The organism is Paraburkholderia acidipaludis NBRC 101816 (assembly GCF_000684975.1).
Classification (GTDB): domain Bacteria; phylum Pseudomonadota; class Gammaproteobacteria; order Burkholderiales; family Burkholderiaceae; genus Paraburkholderia; species Paraburkholderia acidipaludis.
In genome coordinates this window covers 408171-424745 of record NZ_BAXZ01000003.1, presented here as the reverse complement: position 1 = coordinate 424745, position 16575 = coordinate 408171, and the positions used below count along the sequence as shown (strand labels likewise).

Sequence of the window (16575 nt, the reverse complement as noted above, 5' to 3'; positions counted from 1 at the left end):
GCGAACGCCGCGCAAAACGCCGCGAGCGCCTCAGGGAGAACCCTGGATGAAACCGTTCGAGCACGTCACGCCGGCCACCGACGCACGCCGCGCCGAAACCTTCCAGCACCGGCTGGAGCAATTCAATCCGGGCGTGGTCTGGCTGGATGCGCAGGGGCGCGTCAGCGCGTTCAACGATGTCGCGCTGCAGATTCTCGGGCCCGCCGGCGAGCAGTCGCTCGGAGTCGCTCAGGATAGGCTGTTCGGCATCGACGTCGTTCAGCTGCATCCCGCGAAGAGCCGCGACAAGCTGCGCTTCCTGCTCCAGTCGCGCGACGCGGGCGGCTGCCCGGTGAAGTCGCCGCCGCCCGTCGCGATGATGATCAACATTCCTGACCGTATTCTCATGATCAAGGTGTCGAGCATGTCGGACATGCAGGGCGCGTGCGGCACCTGCATGATCTTCTACGACCTGACCGACATCACGACCGAGCCCTCGTCCGAAACGCTCGCCGGCTCGCCGACGCCGCCGCGGCGGCTCTTCAAGATTCCGGTGTACCGCAAGAACCGCGTTATCCTGATCGACCTGAAGGACATCGTGCGCTTCCAGGGCGACGGCCATTACACGACGATCGTCACGAAAGACGACCGCTATCTCTCGAACCTGTCGCTCGCCGATCTGGAACTGCGTCTCGACAGCAGCACCTTCCTGCGCGTGCACCGGAGCCACATCGTGAGCTTGCCGTACGCGGTCGAGCTCGTGAAAGCGGAGGACAGCGTGAACCTCGTGATGGACGACGGCGAGCGCAGCGTCGTGCCGGTGAGCCGCTCACGGGCGACGCAGTTGAAGGAGTTGCTTGGCGTGGTGTGAAGCGGGGGCGGCCCGGACGCCCCGGCCCGTTTTTCCTTGCCTTCCGGTTCCATTTCCCGGTTCCATTGCGCGCTACGTCCGCTCGAAATAGCCGCACAGACAGTCGCGCGCGGTGATCTTCCTATCGAGCGCCGGCACGAGGTCCTCGCGCTTCGCGCCGCTCTTGAGACCGGAGGGCCGATCGAGCGCATAGAGCTGAAACAGGTAACGATGCGGGCCATGCCCCACCAACGCGCGGGCCGCTATAACCGGGCTTGCGAAGCCGCATGTCCGCCGATGCGTCGTCGGCCGCCTTTGCACCGCAAACACTGCTCGCGCTAACGGCGGGAGGGCATGGTCCGGCCGCTCGAACGGCGAATGAGTCTTGCCGACCCGAGACGGCCATTGCTCCCCCTTGGGCAAACGACCGATACAAATCTACGTGCGATCAACGGCTCCTAAAGGCTGTGCAGAAACTCGATCACGGCGGCGTTGACGAGGTCCGGGGCCTCTTGTTGTAGCCAGTGACCCGCTTGCTGAATGATTCGAGAGTCTCGCAGGTTGGGCACAAGCTTACGCATACCGCCGATGATTTCGTGCATGCCCGGAATCGCCAGCCCAGTGTCGTATTCCCCGACCAGATAAAGGGCGGGAGTTGGGACCGGCAGACCCATGAAGGCTGCCTGCAATTCCCAGTTACGGTCGAGATTGCGGTAATAGTTCAGCCCGCCGCGAAACCCCGACACCTCGTATGCCCGCACAAAAACGTCGAAGTCGGCCTTCTTGAGCCACGTGGGTGGTGACGCAGGCTCCGGCAAAGCGTCGAGGAGTCCCGCCTGCCGCGCCACGAGTCCGAAAGGATTCGGTGTTTTCTGGTCGCGCGGGCCGGCGTCCCCCGATGCCCAGAAATAAAGCTTACGCAGTGTAGCGGCAACGTCGAACTCGAGTTCGCTCTCGGCTTGCCCGGGTTGAGAAAAATAATGCGTGTAAAACCACGCTTGTTCAGTTCGCGGAAATATCTGGCTCGGCGTGATCGGGGCTCGGTCCATCATGGGAACCCCTAGCGCCACGACAGCGCGAAAGCGGTCGGGCCGCAACAGCGCGGCCTGCCACGCAATGGTTGCGCCCCAGTCGTTTCCCACCACGACAGCATTTGTCTCTCCGAGCGCGTCCATGATTCCCACCAGGTCGCCGATGATGTCGAGCGTCGTATACCGCCCTGATTCAATCGGACAATCGCTGAGTCCGAAGCCCCGCAGATCCGGCGCAACTGCGCGAAATCCTGCACTCGACAAGCCCGCTAATTGGTGTCGCCACGCGTGCGACGTCTCAGGAAACCCGTGGAGAAGCAGGACCAGCGGCCCCGCTCCCTGGGCGGCAACGCTCAGGCGGACGCCATTGGTTTCGATGAAGGACTGAGTCAATGCGTACACGATCGCGCTCCCATGGTTGCCTTAAGTCACGCGAAATCGTAACATCAAATGTCACGAATAGCTTGCTTCAAAAACCATGCAACGAGATACACGGCTGGCCCGGCTTCTTCACGTACTCATACACATGCATCTGCGTGGTGGCACAACCACCTCCGAGACGATCGCGCAAATGCTACACACTCAGCCGTCGCTGGTTCGACGCACTATGGCTGCGCTGCGTTCTGCCGGTTATGTAGAGTCGATCGCCGGACCGGGGGGAGGCTGGGCTCTCTGTCGTGAACTCGGCGATCTCACCGTGCGTGACATCTATGCTGCTATAGCATCCAAGAGCGCATTCGCGATCGGTACGGCGGATGACAATCCGGCCTGCCCGGTGGAGTCAGCAGTCAACCGGTTCCTCGGCGATGCACTGAATTCAGCGGAGGACGAATTGCTCCGGCGTCTCGCGCAAATGCGTCTTTCCGACATAGCGCGATACGTGAAGGTGCCGAAGGCCTAAGGAACGCCCGCTTTTGGCGCGATGGCAGTCGTCTGTCTGAAGGCTGCAAGCGACCGCTCAGGCCGCTATCTGCCCGATGTTTATTGATGTAGGCTCGATCTGAAATGGAGTCCAGCTTGCGAAGATCGAGGTGCGAGCTAATCAACTCTCAATAAGCTATGTCATCCTAATTTCTAATCCGACGACAATCGGGAGCCGTGGTCAGAAGCCAGTCCCCGTCAAACGGGCTACTGGTACGCCGGTGCCCGGCAATCAAGCCCCTGTCGCACGGTTTCAGATACCGTTACATATACCGTCTACGCCGCTGACGGTATCAGGCAGGCCTCTTGCGCATAGCCCCCGTATACCGTCAGAAATGTCGTCGAACTGGACCCTTTGCAACTCGGCACGACACGGATTGAAATGAAAAAATCCCCATATTTTTCAATAGATTAGACGATCAACTGATTATCAACAACAATAAATTATCCATATAAATCATACAGATAAAATCTCACACAGCGACAATGCCACAAAAATGCCATGACATATAGCTGCATGAGCGGCAACCTTACCTCAACGCTCTCAGTTCGGCGACGACCTCTCGTCGAAGCTGCCTCATGCGGCGATCACCGGTTCGGGTTTTAAGTTCTGCATCTAACCATGTTGAAGCAGACTCCAAATATGTTACGGCTGTAGGAGACTCGGGCAACTTCTTTGCATATTTGATAGCCTGGTCCGCGAACACTTTCGCGTGATAGGCCTTGCGATGATCCTCTGTATAACAACTCTGTAGAATTTTCATCGATTCATCTAAAGAATCGATCACCTCAGCCCTTAATGGTTTTTGCGCGTTCGCACTAAATAAAATCACCGCGTATGAATTTCGGATCGCTGCGTTGCCCCTACTCGCCATCCCGCGCGCCTCGTCAATCCAGGTAAAGGCCAATTCATATTTGTGCTTTCTGGCAAGATACAAAGCCCCATGCTGTTTCAATGAATGAGAAGAATCTCGCTCGAATGCAGACTCATAGAAATCCAGCCCCTCTTCCCATTTAGAAAATGCTCGGCTTGTCAATTGAGAATCATACGCGTTGCGCCGAAACACGTCATAGCGCCCGATCTTCGTTGGGGAGACTTCAGAATGAAATATCTCCAACATTCTCTTCAATTCAAGAGGCTGAATCTTACGAAGTACAAGTTCAGAAACTTCTCGAGAGCGCGGAACATAATAATCTTGCGACGTGTCAGCAAGTACTCCCTCATATGGAGAGAGTACCGACCCCATGTTTCTGAGATTATCCGCAGTTTCCTGCACACCTAATCCGTGAATTCGGCAAAATGCCGTCCCAATATCTACAGAAATTGGTACTCGACATGCATAACAGTAGCAGGCTATGAGAAGTAGATCATGCTGAGGAAGATTTGAAATGCGCAATTCCTTCACAGCCTGCATGAATCGGTCGGCAAGCGAATTTTTGAGAATTGTCGAGGTTATAACTTCGAAAAACGTAGGATCAACATCCCCAGCCAACTCATCAAGAGACCGTTCATACTGCCGTCGAATTACGTCATTTGGGACGCAGCTCTGTACTGCTTGAATATCAATAGGCTTCAGACCAGATATATCGAGCTCGAGAAAACGCTCCTTAGGAAATCTGTGCGCAACACTTTCAAAAACATAATCACGCTCAGCCGCAACAATCTTGATGTTGCTACTCTTGGTCAGAATCTGAATCGCTTCTGATGCGTCAGCGGCATTGTCAATAAATAGAAGTACCGGCTGCCCCTCTGCATCGATGTCCCTAGTGAGAAGTATTGCCTTCTCCGGCGTAATTTCGTCAATGTAGAGGCACTGGCCAAATCCTGTAGTACGAGTAGCCAGTTGGCGGAGCAGTGTGGTTTTACCGCTAACAGCCCCTCCCGTAAGCACCACATGTTTACCACCAGCGATGGCATTTTTAGCGGCCGTGAAATGCTCAGTTTCGTGAATCTTACCCGAATAGACATCATACCAAGTTGGCTCCGCGCCCAAATAAAATTCACTGATCGAACGAACGGGCACATTTGCCAACGGCGGAATTAGAAATTCACCAAAGTGCTTGCCGATCAACGAACGCGTCGCTCCAGTAACTTTCTTCACCGGCAACTGCCCCAAGTACTTCAGCAGTTCAGTTGTATCGGCGATAATGGTTTGAAAACCAAGAGACGAATAATACTCGATAGCCTCTGCATCCTTGGATCGCAATACGACCCAAGCTTCGGCCCTGCTTCGACCTGCAGCCGTTTCCTTCGATAGCGACTGCAATACGCCGGCGTCCTCCAATCTGTAACCCCAGTAAAGAGTAGGCGTTTGTTGAATTCGGCTTACATAGCCAAACCACTTATCTCGATCCCTATCGAAACTTGAGGCAATCTCCAACGGGGAGAAGTCGTACCTGCCATCTCCGTGCAACACGCTTCCATGCAGAGGAATGTAATCAATTGCGCTACCGCCTGCGATCACGGGCCCCCTCAGCACCACATCATTGATGTAGTATTTTTGACTATCCGCAAAAACATTCGGAATAAGATCGTCGATATTCGTAGTAAAGATCGCTTTGAGGTTGACGCGCTCCAGATTGCCGTATTCAGGCGCAAATTTCTCAACAGTGAATCGCTGTTTAAAGAAATCATTTAGGGCATCCCGTTGAGTGCTAGAAATAATCTGACACAACTGCGGAAGCGTCAAAGCAGACGGTTTAGGGCGCCGGAAATGGTCAAGCAGTTCATTCTTGAGGCCATCTCCGACTGGGAGTGCCTTCCCACAGGATTCAGCTGCGACAGAAAAGCCAGCGCCGAGAAAAAAATTCACTCCTTCGGTGAGAGCGTGACGAAACAGGTTTTCATTCTGGATTTGCGGCATACCGATCCCCGCCTAGGCGTTAATACAAATTTGCGTGCTTCCGAAAACTCACTTGTAGCCAGCTTCCCGGCCGCCCTAGTTGTCTTGATTTTCTCGGTGATGCTCTCGAAGCCGATCTTCTTGTCTTCCAAGCCAGCGACGATGTTCACAAGGTCAGGCAGGCTGCGTCCAAGCCTATCGAGCCGCCAGCCTACAAGGCGCACCGCCTTCAAACAGTTGCCAAACCCCGCCGAACAGCATCCTTGCCGCTGGCCGCATCTTTGTAGATAGGGCCCGCCCCTACGAAGCGCATCGCATCGCGCTGCAGATCCTAGTTCTGGTCATCCGTCGATGACGCGAGCATAGCCGAGCCGTTGATTCATTGACAGTTTCCGGACGTTGAAAACTTAATGGGAACTTTAACAGATTAGTGCGCCTCTGCCCCCATTAGCCATGCATATGGGAACGCCCAGAAAACGACCGTTTGATGAACATGCCATGCGAGCACATGCCGGCCACCTGAGCCGCTCGTTGACAAATGAGGGATTGTTCGATCCGCACACTACCCAAGACCGCCTGTCATTTTAGCCGCTGAAATCCAAGCGGCAACCGCTAAGGAGCCAGGCAAATTCATTGCCGCACAAGGTTCCCCAAGTGTCAAAGACCGCCGCCCATAAGACGATCTCCCCATGAGGCCCAAGGCTCACAAGTTCTCGGCAGTCGGGTGCGAGTCCTTCCAAACCTGCTGAAAGGCAAGCTCGACCGCATCCTTTTCGCGGCAACGTTCATCCATTAACCAGGCTTCCCCTGCGGCCAGCGCCTCAGAGCCGTCACAGTAACGCTGCTCTAGCGCACTGAAAATACTCCACTCGCTAGATCACTCCCACTCGATCATCAACGGATCGCCCAAACCCGCATGGTTAAAGGGTTTGGCTGTGATCGAAAAAAGCCTTTACCGTCGCTCTTACCGTCACCAAAGCAGACGCTTTGCTGGTGCGGGTTTGCGAGGTATCGGCATATCATCAATCAGCACCAATCATACATAACTTGAGACCGCACTTCAGCCCCACTCTTTGGGAGCAGCCTGACGTGCTCCATCCTCATATATTTTCCAGCAACCGAGCAATGGCTTCGGGTGACGGCAACTGATCCTTCAGCTTCTTCGGGAGTGTCTTGGTGATTTCGTAGGTCGCCACACCGATGGGCTTGCGCGCGTCACGCAGCGCGTATTCGACAATGGTGCGCCTCTTCTCTTTGCACAGGATGACACCGATGGATGGGTTTTCGTCTTCCCGGCGTATCTGGGCATCCGGCGCGGCAAGATAGAACTGCATCTTGCCGACGAACCCCGGCTCGAACTCGCCGATCTTCAGCTCGATGGCCACCAGCGCGCGTACGCGCCGGTGGACCAGCAGCAGGTTGATGAAGGATGCCTTGTCTTCAGCCTCCAGCCGGTACTGGCTTTCCATATACGAGAACATGCCGTCCATCGCGCACAGAAAATCCTTGATACGGGCGATCAGCGCGCGCTCCAATCTGCGCGTGCCGCACTGCTCGCCCAGTTCGAGGAAGTCGAAGGCATATCGGCGAATTGCAGCGGCAGTCTATTGAGACTTGACACGCCCCTCTAACCAGTGAAAAAATTGACGTCATATTTTTTAACTGACATCATATTTTTCATGGCGCAGAAGATCCTCCCAAGACCAGAGCAGGTTCGTGCAGCTCGCAGCCTGCTCGGATGGTCACAGCAAGACCTCGCATCCAAGGCAGGCGTCGCGGTTTCGACTGTCGCGGACTTCGAGCGCGGTCAACGTAGTCCGGTGCAAAACAATGCACTTGCCATCCAGCGAACCTTGGAAACGGCCGGTGTCCAGTTCACCGAGACCGGCGTCAGCCACGGCTTTCATTGGACATTCATGACCGAGCGCGGGATGAGCGATTTGATCATCACCTTTACTCCCGAAGCTGTCGAGCCTGTGGTCGATTTTGCGTCAATCTTTGGCGAAGTCGAACCGCCCAAAGTAGCCATTAGCAAAATCCACTGCGCCACTCCTGAACTCCGAAGTAAAGTCACCGATTTCGTCGATCGGCATGGCGCTAAGCTACCGCATCTGCATCGACTGAATAAAATGCTTGCCGACATGAACGACGGGGAATTTTTCCTTCTCCTGCCAACGCCGCCGTCGTCAACAGCCGAACAGTATCAATATGAACGGGCGCTACATCAACTTAATCACCCGCAAAAGCAACCATTAGACGAACACCTGCAACTCTTCGGCCTCCTGCTTGAGAAGTATGATCTGCACAACCCACGCACCGATAAGCGCTTCGACATTGGGAATGCTCGGACGGACGATCGAACATGTCGGTTCTGCGGCCGTACGAAAGAGACTGGGGCGAAATTCAAGAAAGAAGCGCATGCCATTCCGGCCTCGTTGGGTAACAAGCACCTGAAGCTTTGCGACGAATGTGACGAATGCAACGGTCACTTCGGTACAGAAATTGAACCCACGCTTGTTGAGTTGCTAAACGTGCAACGAGTATTCCTCGGCATTGAATCTCGTGGGACATCGCCCGTCATCAAATTTCCTGGAGGCCAGTTATTCCGCGACAAAAAGCATGACAACCTCATGGTCATGGCGTCCAGAAACATATCTGAGGATGCCTCCGGTGTGCTGCGTGCGCGCCTAGACAGTGGGAAATTGATCGTCCCGCAGAACTTCTATCGGGCATTGAGCAAAATCGCCCTTTCGGTTATTCCGGAAGAAGAACTTGCTGCACTGAAGAAAACGATCCGATGGGTACGCTACGGCGAATCCCCTAGCGGCCCTCTGCCGAAAATCGCTGCCGCCGTGGTGATGCTTCCGCCCGATCCATCGGCGCAAATCACCTTGTATGTTCGCAAGGAGTCCAGTAAGACGCTACCTCATGTCGTATGTGAGTTCAGACTGGGATGTTACCTGTACGTCTATGCTCTGCCCTTCTCCGAGCGCGACGATGGTGATCTAATTGGTTTCTTCGAGCAGCCGGAGTTCCAAGAAACATTCCGTCACTACGCCTTAGTGCCCTCTTGGAACCAGCAAGATTACAGCGGAAATAAAGAAATTCAGGTGATTCAAAACATCACGCTCCGGCCCAGTAATGCGCCCGACCGCAACCCATCACCTTAAGCATAAACGTCATGCGAGGAAGCAACAGCCGACTTACTTTAGCAACCGCTTAAAGTTTCGGTCGCCTGCGATGAACGCCTCCAACATATGCGGGATCAGCGTCGCAGCATCAACTGCTTCACCATAGGTTTGCGCGTGCAACGCTGCGTAGCGATCGAGATCCGTCTTGAGGATCGCGGAACATGTAAAGGTCAGCTTGACGGTTTGCGTATCGGGCAGCGGCCCTAACCGCAGCTTGCGCGTCGTATTCATTGTATCGGTCCTCGCTGCACAAAGAGCGGCTGATACGGCCGCAGCACCAGATCCTTCTTCACCATCACGTTCACCTGGAATCCCGGCCGCACGGTCAGCGTCGGCTGGATGCTTAGGTCGCGGCGCGTGATTTCCTGGCCGACCTGATTGGCCGTGTCCTGCGAGCTGTCGCGTAGTGCGATGACCGTATTGCCGTTGGCACTACCCTGATTCGAGACGGCCAGCTCGGAGCCGACGCCGAGCATCGTGGACAGCACAGCACCCGACAGAACGCGGCCCCAGTGCCAGTCCACGCCATCCTCCAGGCCTGCGTAGCCGGCCGGGTCGATGCCGGGCAGCTTGTCGAGCGCGATCGACGAGGTATCGGGTAGCACCAGGCGCAGCCACACCAGCAGCACCCGCTGCTGCCCGAACGCGACCTGGCTGTCATATCGACCGATCAGGCGCGAACCCTGCGGGATCAGCAAATAGTGGCCGGTCGCCGTGTCGTACACGGGCTGCGTCACTTCCGCGATGATCTCTCCCGGCAGGTCGGAATTGATGCCCGTCACAAGCGCAGCCGGAATGATCGTGCCCGCCATGACGGTGTACGGCGAGGCCGGAGTCTGCAAGCTGCCAGTGTTACTGGTCGAAGCATCGCCGCCTTTCGCCATGAACGCTTCCTTCTGATCCTGCCGGTTCTGGATCGCCGTCGGGTCGTTGGGCTGTGCGGCCGTCGACGCCGGCCCGGCACCCATCGGGTTGAACGCGCCCGCCGAGCCATTGGCGATTGACGGTGTGCCCGCAGACGAGGCGGTTGCATCGGATTTGCCGGTGTCGCTGCCGGTTCGGAAGAACACAGCCGATCGTGCAATCTCGTCAGCCATACGTTGACGGTCAACGCTGTCGGCCGACGGTCCCTGATTTGCCATATTGCTCGGCAGTGGTGGCATCGCCGACGCCGCGCCCCAGTCACCGGGAAGCGGCGGCCCGAGCTGCGGCACGCTGGCCGAGGCCGCCGGTGCGGGTTTCGGAGGTAGTTTCGAGTAGTCGGCCGGCAACTGGTCGAGGTCGTCGGCTTTGGCGATCCGATCGACGTTATAGAGATTGGTCTGGTCGCCTGAGCCGCGCCGGCCCTTCGATTGCAGCGCCCACATCGACGCGCTCGCTACGGCCACCGCGAGCAGCGTGGCGGAGACGGCCAGCGTGCGGCGGTTGAGCCGCGTGACCGCGCGCGGCGCTGCGCGCAGCGCCACGCCCTCGGGCGCGACCTTCGGCGCGGGCTGAGCTTCGTGGTCAGTCGTGCCCATGACCAGCTCCCGCAGCAATGCCGTCGGTACGCTCGATACGCACGACGGCTGCCTTGTCGCCACCCAGGCGCAGCTCGGCCGCACCGAACAGGCGATCTACGATGTCGTAAGGCGCATGGAAACGATAGTTCACCAGCTCGCCCTTGCCATCGGAGCCGACCACGAACAACGGCGGCAATTCACCCTGCGCGATGCCGGCAGGGAACTGAATATAAACGTGCTGCCCGTCGTCGAAGGCACGTACCGGCTTCCACGGCGGACTATCGCCCGTAATCGCATAACGGAAATGCAACTGGTCGAGCGACAGCCCTTCGGCCGCCGGTGCCTGCGCATCGGCGGCCCGCCCCTGGGCCTGCAAGGCCAGCATCTGGTCTTTCGGATACTCCCACGACACCGACGCCATCCACGCCTTTGCGGTCGACGTGAGTTCGATCAGATAGGTGCGCCGGTTCGTCGTGATGACGAGGTTCGTCTTGATCCCCGCGCGCACCGGCTTGACCATGACGGCCACGCGCCGGCTCGCGCCGCTGCCGCTGGCTGTGTCGCCCACGATCCACTGCACGGTGTCGCCGGCCGCGACCGTCACCAGTTCCTCGGCCGGCTGCAAGCTGATGACCGTCACGCGGCCGGGGCTGGTATAGACCTGGTACAGCGCGCCATCGGAGAACGGCCAGACCTGAATCGCGTTGATGTAGCCGTCGCGCGTCGGCACCACGCTCGCATCAGCGTTGGCCTGCTCGACACGCGCCTTCGCGTCCGCAGGCTCCGGTGCCGGCTTCGCATCGGCGCTACCGGGCAATGGCTTCATCTGATCGGGCAATGGCAAGGGCTTCGGCACTTCCACGACCGCAACCGGCTTGGGCGGCTCGGGCAGCGGTTGCGCCTTGACCGATTCGTCCAGTGAGATCGCCGGCGGGGGCTTGCCTTGCGTGGCGCAACCAGCAAGGCCGCCCGTTAGGGCGAGGAAGGCAATGGCAGTGATCGACGGTTTCATGACTTCTTCGCTCCTTCCGGTGCGTCCAGGTCGCGGCTCCAGGACAGCCCGTTGATGTAGATACCGAGGGGATTACGGCGCACCTGCTGTTCGGTACGCGGTGTCTGCATGACGAGGGTGAGCATCGCGGTCCAGTGCTCGGTGCCGGTCGGCCTGCCGTCGTTGAAGTGCTGTTCGGTCCAGCGCACCTGGAACGAGGCGTCGCTCACGCGCACCACGCTGGTTACGTCAACCGATATGGAGTCCTGACCGACGTGGGCGAACGGATCGTGGGCGCGCGCGTAGTCGTTCAGCGTGGCCGCGCCCCGGTCGGTGGTATAGCCATAGGCTTCGAGCCAGTTCTGACGCACCACTACCGGGTCGATCGACAGCGAGCGAACATCGGTGATGAAGCGCGCCAGGTGATAGGCGATCTGCGCATCGGTGGGCTTGTACGGCGTGACGGCCGCGCCGACCGCACGGACCTGACCCGCGTGATCGACCTCGACCACGTAGGGTGTGACGCGCGACTGGCCGGATTGCCAGACGAGGCCCGCGGCCATCAGCAGCGCGAGGCCCAGGCAGCCGAATGCCATCAGCCGCCAGTTCTTTGCCTGCACGCGCGCGCTGCCGAGGCGGCCATCCCACACCTGCGCGGCGGCCTGATAAGGCGTGGCGGGCACAGGTGATTCGCTGTAGCGCACGCCGGGTCGTGTGAAACGCATGGCTCGCCTCCCTTACTCGTTCGAGGAATCGTTGATGTCCGGCGCGGTTCCGCCGCCGCCGTGGTCGCCCGAGCGCACGACATGCGCGGCCGTTGAAGCGCCATGAGAGATGTGTTGACGACGTTGCAGGCGCTTGGCCCAGTCAGGCGGCTTGTCGATGGATGCCGGCGGTGTGTCGTCGGTAGTCACCGACGGCGTGGATGCGGTGCCTGCGGTTTCAGATGAGGTGGACGACGAGCCGGTGCCCGCGTCGGCAGGGGGTGCTACGCGCTCGCGCACGGCTCGCGCACCGGCCGCGACCCGTTCGCCGGCGGCCGGCGCGCCGCTGCGCGTGACGTTGGCGACGCCCGCGCCGAAGGCACGCGCACCCGTCGCACCGGATGCGGTCGCGCCGGCGCGATAGGCCGATGCCGCACCGCTGGCGGCGCGCGTCGTGCCGACCGCGCCGCGCGCTGCGAGACGTGCGCCGGCGGCAACTGCCGCGCCGCCTGTCGCCACGGCCGCACCACCGGCGACGGCGAGGCCCGCCGCACCCAGCGCCGTACCGGCGGCAGCGCCCGCGCCGAGCTGCGGCGCGCCGGATACCAGGCCCGTTGCAATGCCCGGCCCGAAGATGCCGAGTCCCAGCATCGTCAGCGAGGCGAGCATGATGGCGAGCGCGTGATTCAACGAAGGATCGGCGCCGGCCGGCGTCTGGAACTGCCCGAAGATGGTCGAACCGATACCGACGATGACAGCAAGCACCAGCACCTTGACGCCGGACGACACCACGTTGCCCAGTACCTTCTCGGCGAGAAACGCGGTCTTGTTCCACAGCGCGAACGGCACCAGCACGAAACCCGCGAGCGTAGTCAGCTTGAACTCGATCAGCGTCACGAAAAGCTGCACGGCCAGGATGAAGAAGCTGATGACCACGACAACCCAGGCGAGCAACAGAATCACGATCATGTCGATGTTGCTGAAGACTGCCGTGATGCCGTTGGACATCGTGCCGACCTGTTGCAGGATCGGCTGGCCTGCCTGCACGCCGACCTGGGCCAGTCGTCCGGGTTGCAGGAAATTGCCGATGCTCAACGACGAACCTGTGGCAAGCAGGCCGAGGCCCACGAACGAGCGGAACACGATGCCCGCAAGCGTGTTGAAGTTGCTGATGATGTAGGCGAAGGCACCGACATAGAGCGTCTTGCGGATCAGCTTCGCCAGCACTTCCTCGCCACCCATCGCCCAGAACAGACCCGCGAGCGTCATATCGATGACGATGAGCGTGGCCGAGAGATACGCGACTTCGCCGTGCAGCAGGCCAAAACCTGAGTCGATGTATTGCGAGAAGACGGCCAGGAACTGGTCGATGACGGAAAGATCGTTCATCGTCGCTCTCCGTCAATTCCCGTAGAAGCTCACCGACTGCGGCGTGTATTGCGGGCCGCTGCCGATGAAGCGGGTACGGACCTGCTGGGCTTGCGCCTCGTCGGCCGCAGCACGCGCCTGGTCCAGTGCCGTCGCGCGCTGCTGCGACACGGTGAGCTGCTGTGACTGCATGGCCTGACGCGCAATCAGTGCGAGCAGCTGGTTCGTTGCCTGGTTCACCTGCAAGGCACCGACCGCGCCCTGGCTCTGCGTCACGAGGCTGCTCAATACGCTCTGGTCGGACAGCAGGTTTTGCGCTGCCTGCGACTGCATCTGCGTCGAGGTTTGCAATGCCTGCACCGAGGTCTGCCAGCGCGTTTGCGCGTCCTGAACCATCTGCGCGTTGCTGGTGCCAGCACCGTAGGACGACGGATACAGCCGGTTAAACGTCGCCTGCGTCTGCGCGACGTTGAAGGTCAGTCCCTGCGCCTGCGAGATCAACTGGTTCGTGGTCGCCAGCGTGGACAGCAACTGCGACAGCGAATTGAAGTTCAGGCTCGTGAGATTACGGCCCTGATTCACCAGCATGGTCGCCTGGTTCTGCAACTGCTGAATCTCGTTGTCGATCTGTTGCAGCTCCCGCGCGGCGGTCAGCAGGTTCTGCGAATAGTTGGCCCCGTCGAACACCGCCAACTGCGCGAAGCACGCGGACGACGCTGACAGCAGCAAGGCCGTGACGACGGCCAGCCCGGTCTTCTTCATGGCTGAATCCCCGATGACGTGAGGAACGAAGGCATGAGGTCGGCGGCCCAGTCGAGGCCGCTATGCCGCAGCCAGGCACCCGCGAAGCCGGGCGTGCCGGCATTCAGCAGCACGCGGTCGATGTCGCGCTGGTCCTGCGGTGTGGAGGCCCCGACGAATGCCAGCGTGGCCGGCCCGAGATCGAGGTCGAACAGGCGGTTGCCCAGGCGCGACTGGTAGTAGTAGTCGCGCTTGGGTTCGGCGGTGGCGACGATCTCGATCTGCCGGCTGTTGAGGCCAAAACCTTCGTAGATCGTGCGAATCTGCGGCTCGGTGGCCTGCGGGTTCGGCAGGAAGATGCGGCTCGCGCAGCTCTCAATGATCGCGGGCGCGATGCTCGAATCCTTGATGTCGGCGAGCGACTGCGTAGCGAAGATCACGCTGACGTTCTTCTTGCGCAGCGTCTTGAGCCACTGGCGGATACGCGCGGCGAATACCGGGTCGTCGAGGAATAGCCAGGACTCGTCCAGAATCAGCAGCGTTGGCGCACCATCGAACCGTTCGTCGAAGCGCGCGAACAGGTAGCCGAGCACGGCGAGCACCGCCGCCTTGCTCGGCATCAGTTCCTCCATCTCGAAGCCCTGCACGTCGGCGCTGCCGAGCCGGTCATGATCGGCATCGAGCAGCCGGCCGTGCGCGCCGCCGAGCACATAAGGCGCGAGCGCCTGCCGTAGTGCATTGGACTGGAGCAGCACCGACAGGCCCGTGAGCGTGCGCTGTTCGATGGGGGCACCGGCAAGACTGCCGAGCGCTGACCAGACGGCGGCCTTCTCATCGGGGCCGACGGCAATGCCTTCGTGCAGCAGACGGCCTTCAACCCATTCGGCCGCCCAGGTGCGATAGTTCTCGCGGTCGATGCGCGCGAGCGGCTGGAAGGCGATCGCGCCATCGGAACCGAGGTCGTAGTGCTCGCCGCCGAGGCCGAGGATCGTGGCGCGCATCGAGCGGCCCATGTCGAAGGCAAAGATGCGCGAGCCACGATAGCGGCGGAACTGCATCGCCAGCGTGGCGAGCAACACCGATTTGCCCATGCCGGTCGGGCCGACCACGAGCGTATGGCCCACGTCGCCGATATGGGTCACAAGACGGAACGGCGTGTCGCCATCGGTGCGTGTGACGATCAGCGGTGGTCCGTCGAGGTGTTTGTTCTTCTCCGGCCCGGCCCACACTGCCGACAGCGGCATCAGGTGCGCGAGGTTCAGCGTGGAAATGCTCGGCTGCCGCACATTGGCGTAGGCATGGCCCGGAATCGACGACAGCCATGCTTCGACCGCGTTGAGCGTTTCGGGGATCGTGACGAAACCCCGGCTCTGGATTGCGCGTTCCACCCTCCGCAGTTTCTCGTCGGCCACCGCCGCGTCCGTATCCATGACAGTCACGGTCGCGGTCACGTAGCCGAATGCCACCTGATCGCTGCCGAGTTCCTGCAAGGCGGCGTCGGCATCCATCGCCTTGTTGCTCGCGTCGGTATCGACGAGCGGCGATTCCTGCTGGAAGATCGTTTCGCGCAGCAGCGCGATGACCTTCTTGCGTTTGGCGAACCATTGCCGGCGCAACCGCGTCAGCTCTTTCTCCGCTTCAGCCTTGTCCAGACAGAGGAATCGCGTGGACCAGCGATAAGCGAAACCGAGTCGGTTGAGGTCATCGAGCAGGCCGGGCCAGGTCGAAGTCGGAAAGCCGCGTACCGTGACGACGCGCAGGTGCTGGTCGCCGAGCATCGGCGCGAGGCCGCCGATCAACGCTGAGTCGGCCAGCAGCGCGTCGAGATGAAACGGTACTTCGGGCACGCTGATGCGATAGCGCCGCGTCGAGATGGTCGCGTGCAGGTACGTCAGCGTCTCGCTGTCGTCCAGCCACGCGATCTCCGGCATCACGCCGTCGAGCAGGTCGAACACACGGTCGGTTTCCGCGACGAAGGCGGCAAGCCGTTCACGCCAGTCCACGCCGGACGTGGGCGTGTTCTCGTACAGGAGCTTCGCGGCGCGTGCGCGCGATTCCTCCGGCGGCAGGTACACCAACGTCAGGTGATAACCACTCTCATAGTGACTGCCGGCCAGCTCGAACGCGGCGCGGCGTTCCTCATCCACGAGCCATGACAATGCCTCGGGAAACTCCGAGTGCGGATAGTCGGCGGCCGGTCGGCGCTCGGCGTCGATGAACAAGGCCCAGCCCGATCCCAGCCGACGCAGCGCGTTGTTCAGGCGCGCGGTCGTTGCGATCAGTTCGCTTTGCGTCGCACTATCGAGATCCGGCCCGCGAAAGCGTGCTGTGCGCTGGAAACTGCCGTCCTTGTTCAGCACCGCGCCGGGCGCGATGAGTGCGGCCCACGGGAGCCAGTCGGCAAGCATGGCGGGACGCTGGCGGTATTCGGCGAGGTACAACATGGCATCGTCC

Annotated in this window: 14 protein-coding genes and 1 pseudogene; 3 read left to right on the top strand and 12 right to left on the bottom strand. The window is 59.8% G+C overall.

Annotated features, from left to right (window positions below; translation table 11 throughout):
- The first annotated feature begins 46 nt into the window (after positions 1–46).
- Entirely contained in the window at positions 47–850 is an 804-nt protein-coding gene (locus BAC01S_RS04565; protein WP_027793697.1) for a LytTR family DNA-binding domain-containing protein, read from the top strand.
- A gap of 72 nt (positions 851–922) precedes the next feature.
- Here BAC01S_RS04565 and BAC01S_RS35340 read toward each other — a convergent pair whose 3' ends face one another.
- Together BAC01S_RS35340 and BAC01S_RS04555 are read right to left on the bottom strand one after the other, a co-directional pair.
- Positions 923–1078 (bottom strand): hypothetical protein, encoded by a 156-nt coding sequence (locus BAC01S_RS35340; RefSeq protein WP_218001619.1) that lies wholly within the window; start codon positions 1076–1078, stop codon positions 923–925.
- Positions 1079–1287: 209 nt separating this feature from the next.
- Positions 1288–2262: an alpha/beta fold hydrolase gene (locus BAC01S_RS04555; protein WP_027793696.1), complete on the bottom strand. Its 975-nt coding sequence runs from the start codon at positions 2260–2262 to the stop codon at positions 1288–1290.
- A gap of 76 nt (positions 2263–2338) precedes the next feature.
- Between BAC01S_RS04555 and BAC01S_RS04550 the strand changes: the two genes are divergently transcribed.
- On the top strand, positions 2339–2761 hold the full coding sequence (locus BAC01S_RS04550; RefSeq protein WP_027793695.1) for an Rrf2 family transcriptional regulator: 423 nt from the start codon (positions 2339–2341) through the stop codon (positions 2759–2761).
- 550 nt (positions 2762–3311) lie between these two features.
- Here the strand turns inward: BAC01S_RS04550 and BAC01S_RS34395 are convergent.
- The 3 genes and pseudogenes from BAC01S_RS34395 to BAC01S_RS30270 form a co-directional block, all read right to left on the bottom strand.
- A complete protein-coding gene (locus tag BAC01S_RS34395) occupies positions 3312–5645 on the bottom strand; it encodes a P-loop NTPase (RefSeq protein ID WP_156954301.1) in 2334 nt (777 codons plus the stop codon).
- Positions 5591–5848 (bottom strand): recombinase family protein, encoded by a 258-nt coding sequence (locus BAC01S_RS35450; RefSeq protein ID WP_281175876.1) that lies wholly within the window; start codon positions 5846–5848, stop codon positions 5591–5593. Before BAC01S_RS35450 ends, BAC01S_RS34395 begins: the two co-directional genes overlap by 55 nt.
- 876 nt (positions 5849–6724) lie before the next feature.
- Positions 6725–7207: pseudogene (locus BAC01S_RS30270) on the bottom strand (PDDEXK nuclease domain-containing protein); the annotation flags it as partial.
- 96 nt (positions 7208–7303) lie between these two features.
- Here BAC01S_RS30270 and BAC01S_RS33230 point away from each other — a divergent pair.
- Positions 7304–8794 (top strand): helix-turn-helix domain-containing protein, encoded by a 1491-nt coding sequence (locus BAC01S_RS33230; protein ID WP_084168238.1) that lies wholly within the window; start codon positions 7304–7306, stop codon positions 8792–8794.
- A 33-nt stretch (positions 8795–8827) separates the two neighbouring features.
- On the opposite strand, the gene BAC01S_RS04530 is transcribed toward BAC01S_RS33230, so the two are convergent.
- The 7 genes from BAC01S_RS04530 to trbE are packed head-to-tail and all read right to left on the bottom strand — an operon-like array spanning position 8828 to position 16565.
- Positions 8828–9046, bottom strand: coding sequence for a DUF2274 domain-containing protein (locus BAC01S_RS04530; RefSeq protein ID WP_027793694.1), 219 nt, complete (start codon positions 9044–9046; stop codon positions 8828–8830).
- The gene (locus BAC01S_RS04525; RefSeq protein ID WP_027793693.1) at positions 9043–10335 is read right to left on the bottom strand and encodes a TrbI/VirB10 family protein; all 1293 of its coding nucleotides are present in this window, start codon (positions 10333–10335) and stop codon (positions 9043–9045) included. The genes BAC01S_RS04530 and BAC01S_RS04525 overlap by 4 nt, the downstream gene beginning before the upstream one ends.
- Positions 10322–11329, bottom strand: coding sequence for a P-type conjugative transfer protein TrbG (gene trbG, locus BAC01S_RS04520; protein ID WP_043201100.1), 1008 nt, complete (start codon positions 11327–11329; stop codon positions 10322–10324). The genes BAC01S_RS04525 and trbG overlap by 14 nt, the downstream gene beginning before the upstream one ends.
- Positions 11326–12033: a conjugal transfer protein TrbF gene (gene trbF, locus BAC01S_RS04515; protein ID WP_027793691.1), complete on the bottom strand. Its 708-nt coding sequence runs from the start codon at positions 12031–12033 to the stop codon at positions 11326–11328. Before trbF ends, trbG begins: the two co-directional genes overlap by 4 nt.
- A 12-nt stretch (positions 12034–12045) precedes the next feature.
- Positions 12046–13401 carry a P-type conjugative transfer protein TrbL gene (trbL, locus tag BAC01S_RS04510; protein WP_027793690.1) on the bottom strand — a complete coding sequence of 452 codons (1356 nt, stop codon included), beginning with the start codon at positions 13399–13401 and terminating at the stop codon, positions 12046–12048.
- A gap of 12 nt (positions 13402–13413) precedes the next feature.
- A complete protein-coding gene (gene trbJ, locus BAC01S_RS04505) occupies positions 13414–14142 on the bottom strand; it encodes a P-type conjugative transfer protein TrbJ (protein ID WP_027793689.1) in 729 nt (242 codons plus the stop codon).
- Positions 14139–16565, bottom strand: a complete 2427-nt coding sequence (gene trbE / locus BAC01S_RS04500; protein ID WP_027793688.1) for a conjugal transfer protein TrbE — start codon at positions 16563–16565, stop codon at positions 14139–14141. Before trbE ends, trbJ begins: the two co-directional genes overlap by 4 nt.
- Positions 16566–16575: the final 10 nt, after the last annotated feature.

What these genes read in the sequence shown, in the direction of transcription:
- BAC01S_RS04550 (WP_027793695.1), top strand. Translation starts at nt 2,339, where the DNA reads ATGCAACGAGATACACGGCTGGCCCGGCTTCTTCACGTACTCATACAC.
- BAC01S_RS04530 (WP_027793694.1), bottom strand. Translation starts at nt 9,046, where the DNA reads ATGAATACGACGCGCAAGCTGCGGTTAGGGCCGCTGCCCGATACGCAA.
- trbF (WP_027793691.1), bottom strand. Translation starts at nt 12,033, where the DNA reads ATGCGTTTCACACGACCCGGCGTGCGCTACAGCGAATCACCTGTGCCC.
- trbG (WP_043201100.1), bottom strand. Translation starts at nt 11,329, where the DNA reads ATGAAACCGTCGATCACTGCCATTGCCTTCCTCGCCCTAACGGGCGGC.
- trbE (WP_027793688.1), bottom strand. Translation starts at nt 16,565, where the DNA reads ATGTTGTACCTCGCCGAATACCGCCAGCGTCCCGCCATGCTTGCCGAC.
- BAC01S_RS04525 (WP_027793693.1), bottom strand. Translation starts at nt 10,335, where the DNA reads ATGGGCACGACTGACCACGAAGCTCAGCCCGCGCCGAAGGTCGCGCCC.
- BAC01S_RS04565 (WP_027793697.1), top strand. Translation starts at nt 47, where the DNA reads ATGAAACCGTTCGAGCACGTCACGCCGGCCACCGACGCACGCCGCGCC.
- trbL (WP_027793690.1), bottom strand. Translation starts at nt 13,401, where the DNA reads ATGAACGATCTTTCCGTCATCGACCAGTTCCTGGCCGTCTTCTCGCAA.
- BAC01S_RS34395 (WP_156954301.1), bottom strand. Translation starts at nt 5,645, where the DNA reads ATGCCGCAAATCCAGAATGAAAACCTGTTTCGTCACGCTCTCACCGAA.
- trbJ (WP_027793689.1), bottom strand. Translation starts at nt 14,142, where the DNA reads ATGAAGAAGACCGGGCTGGCCGTCGTCACGGCCTTGCTGCTGTCAGCG.
- BAC01S_RS33230 (WP_084168238.1), top strand. Translation starts at nt 7,304, where the DNA reads ATGGCGCAGAAGATCCTCCCAAGACCAGAGCAGGTTCGTGCAGCTCGC.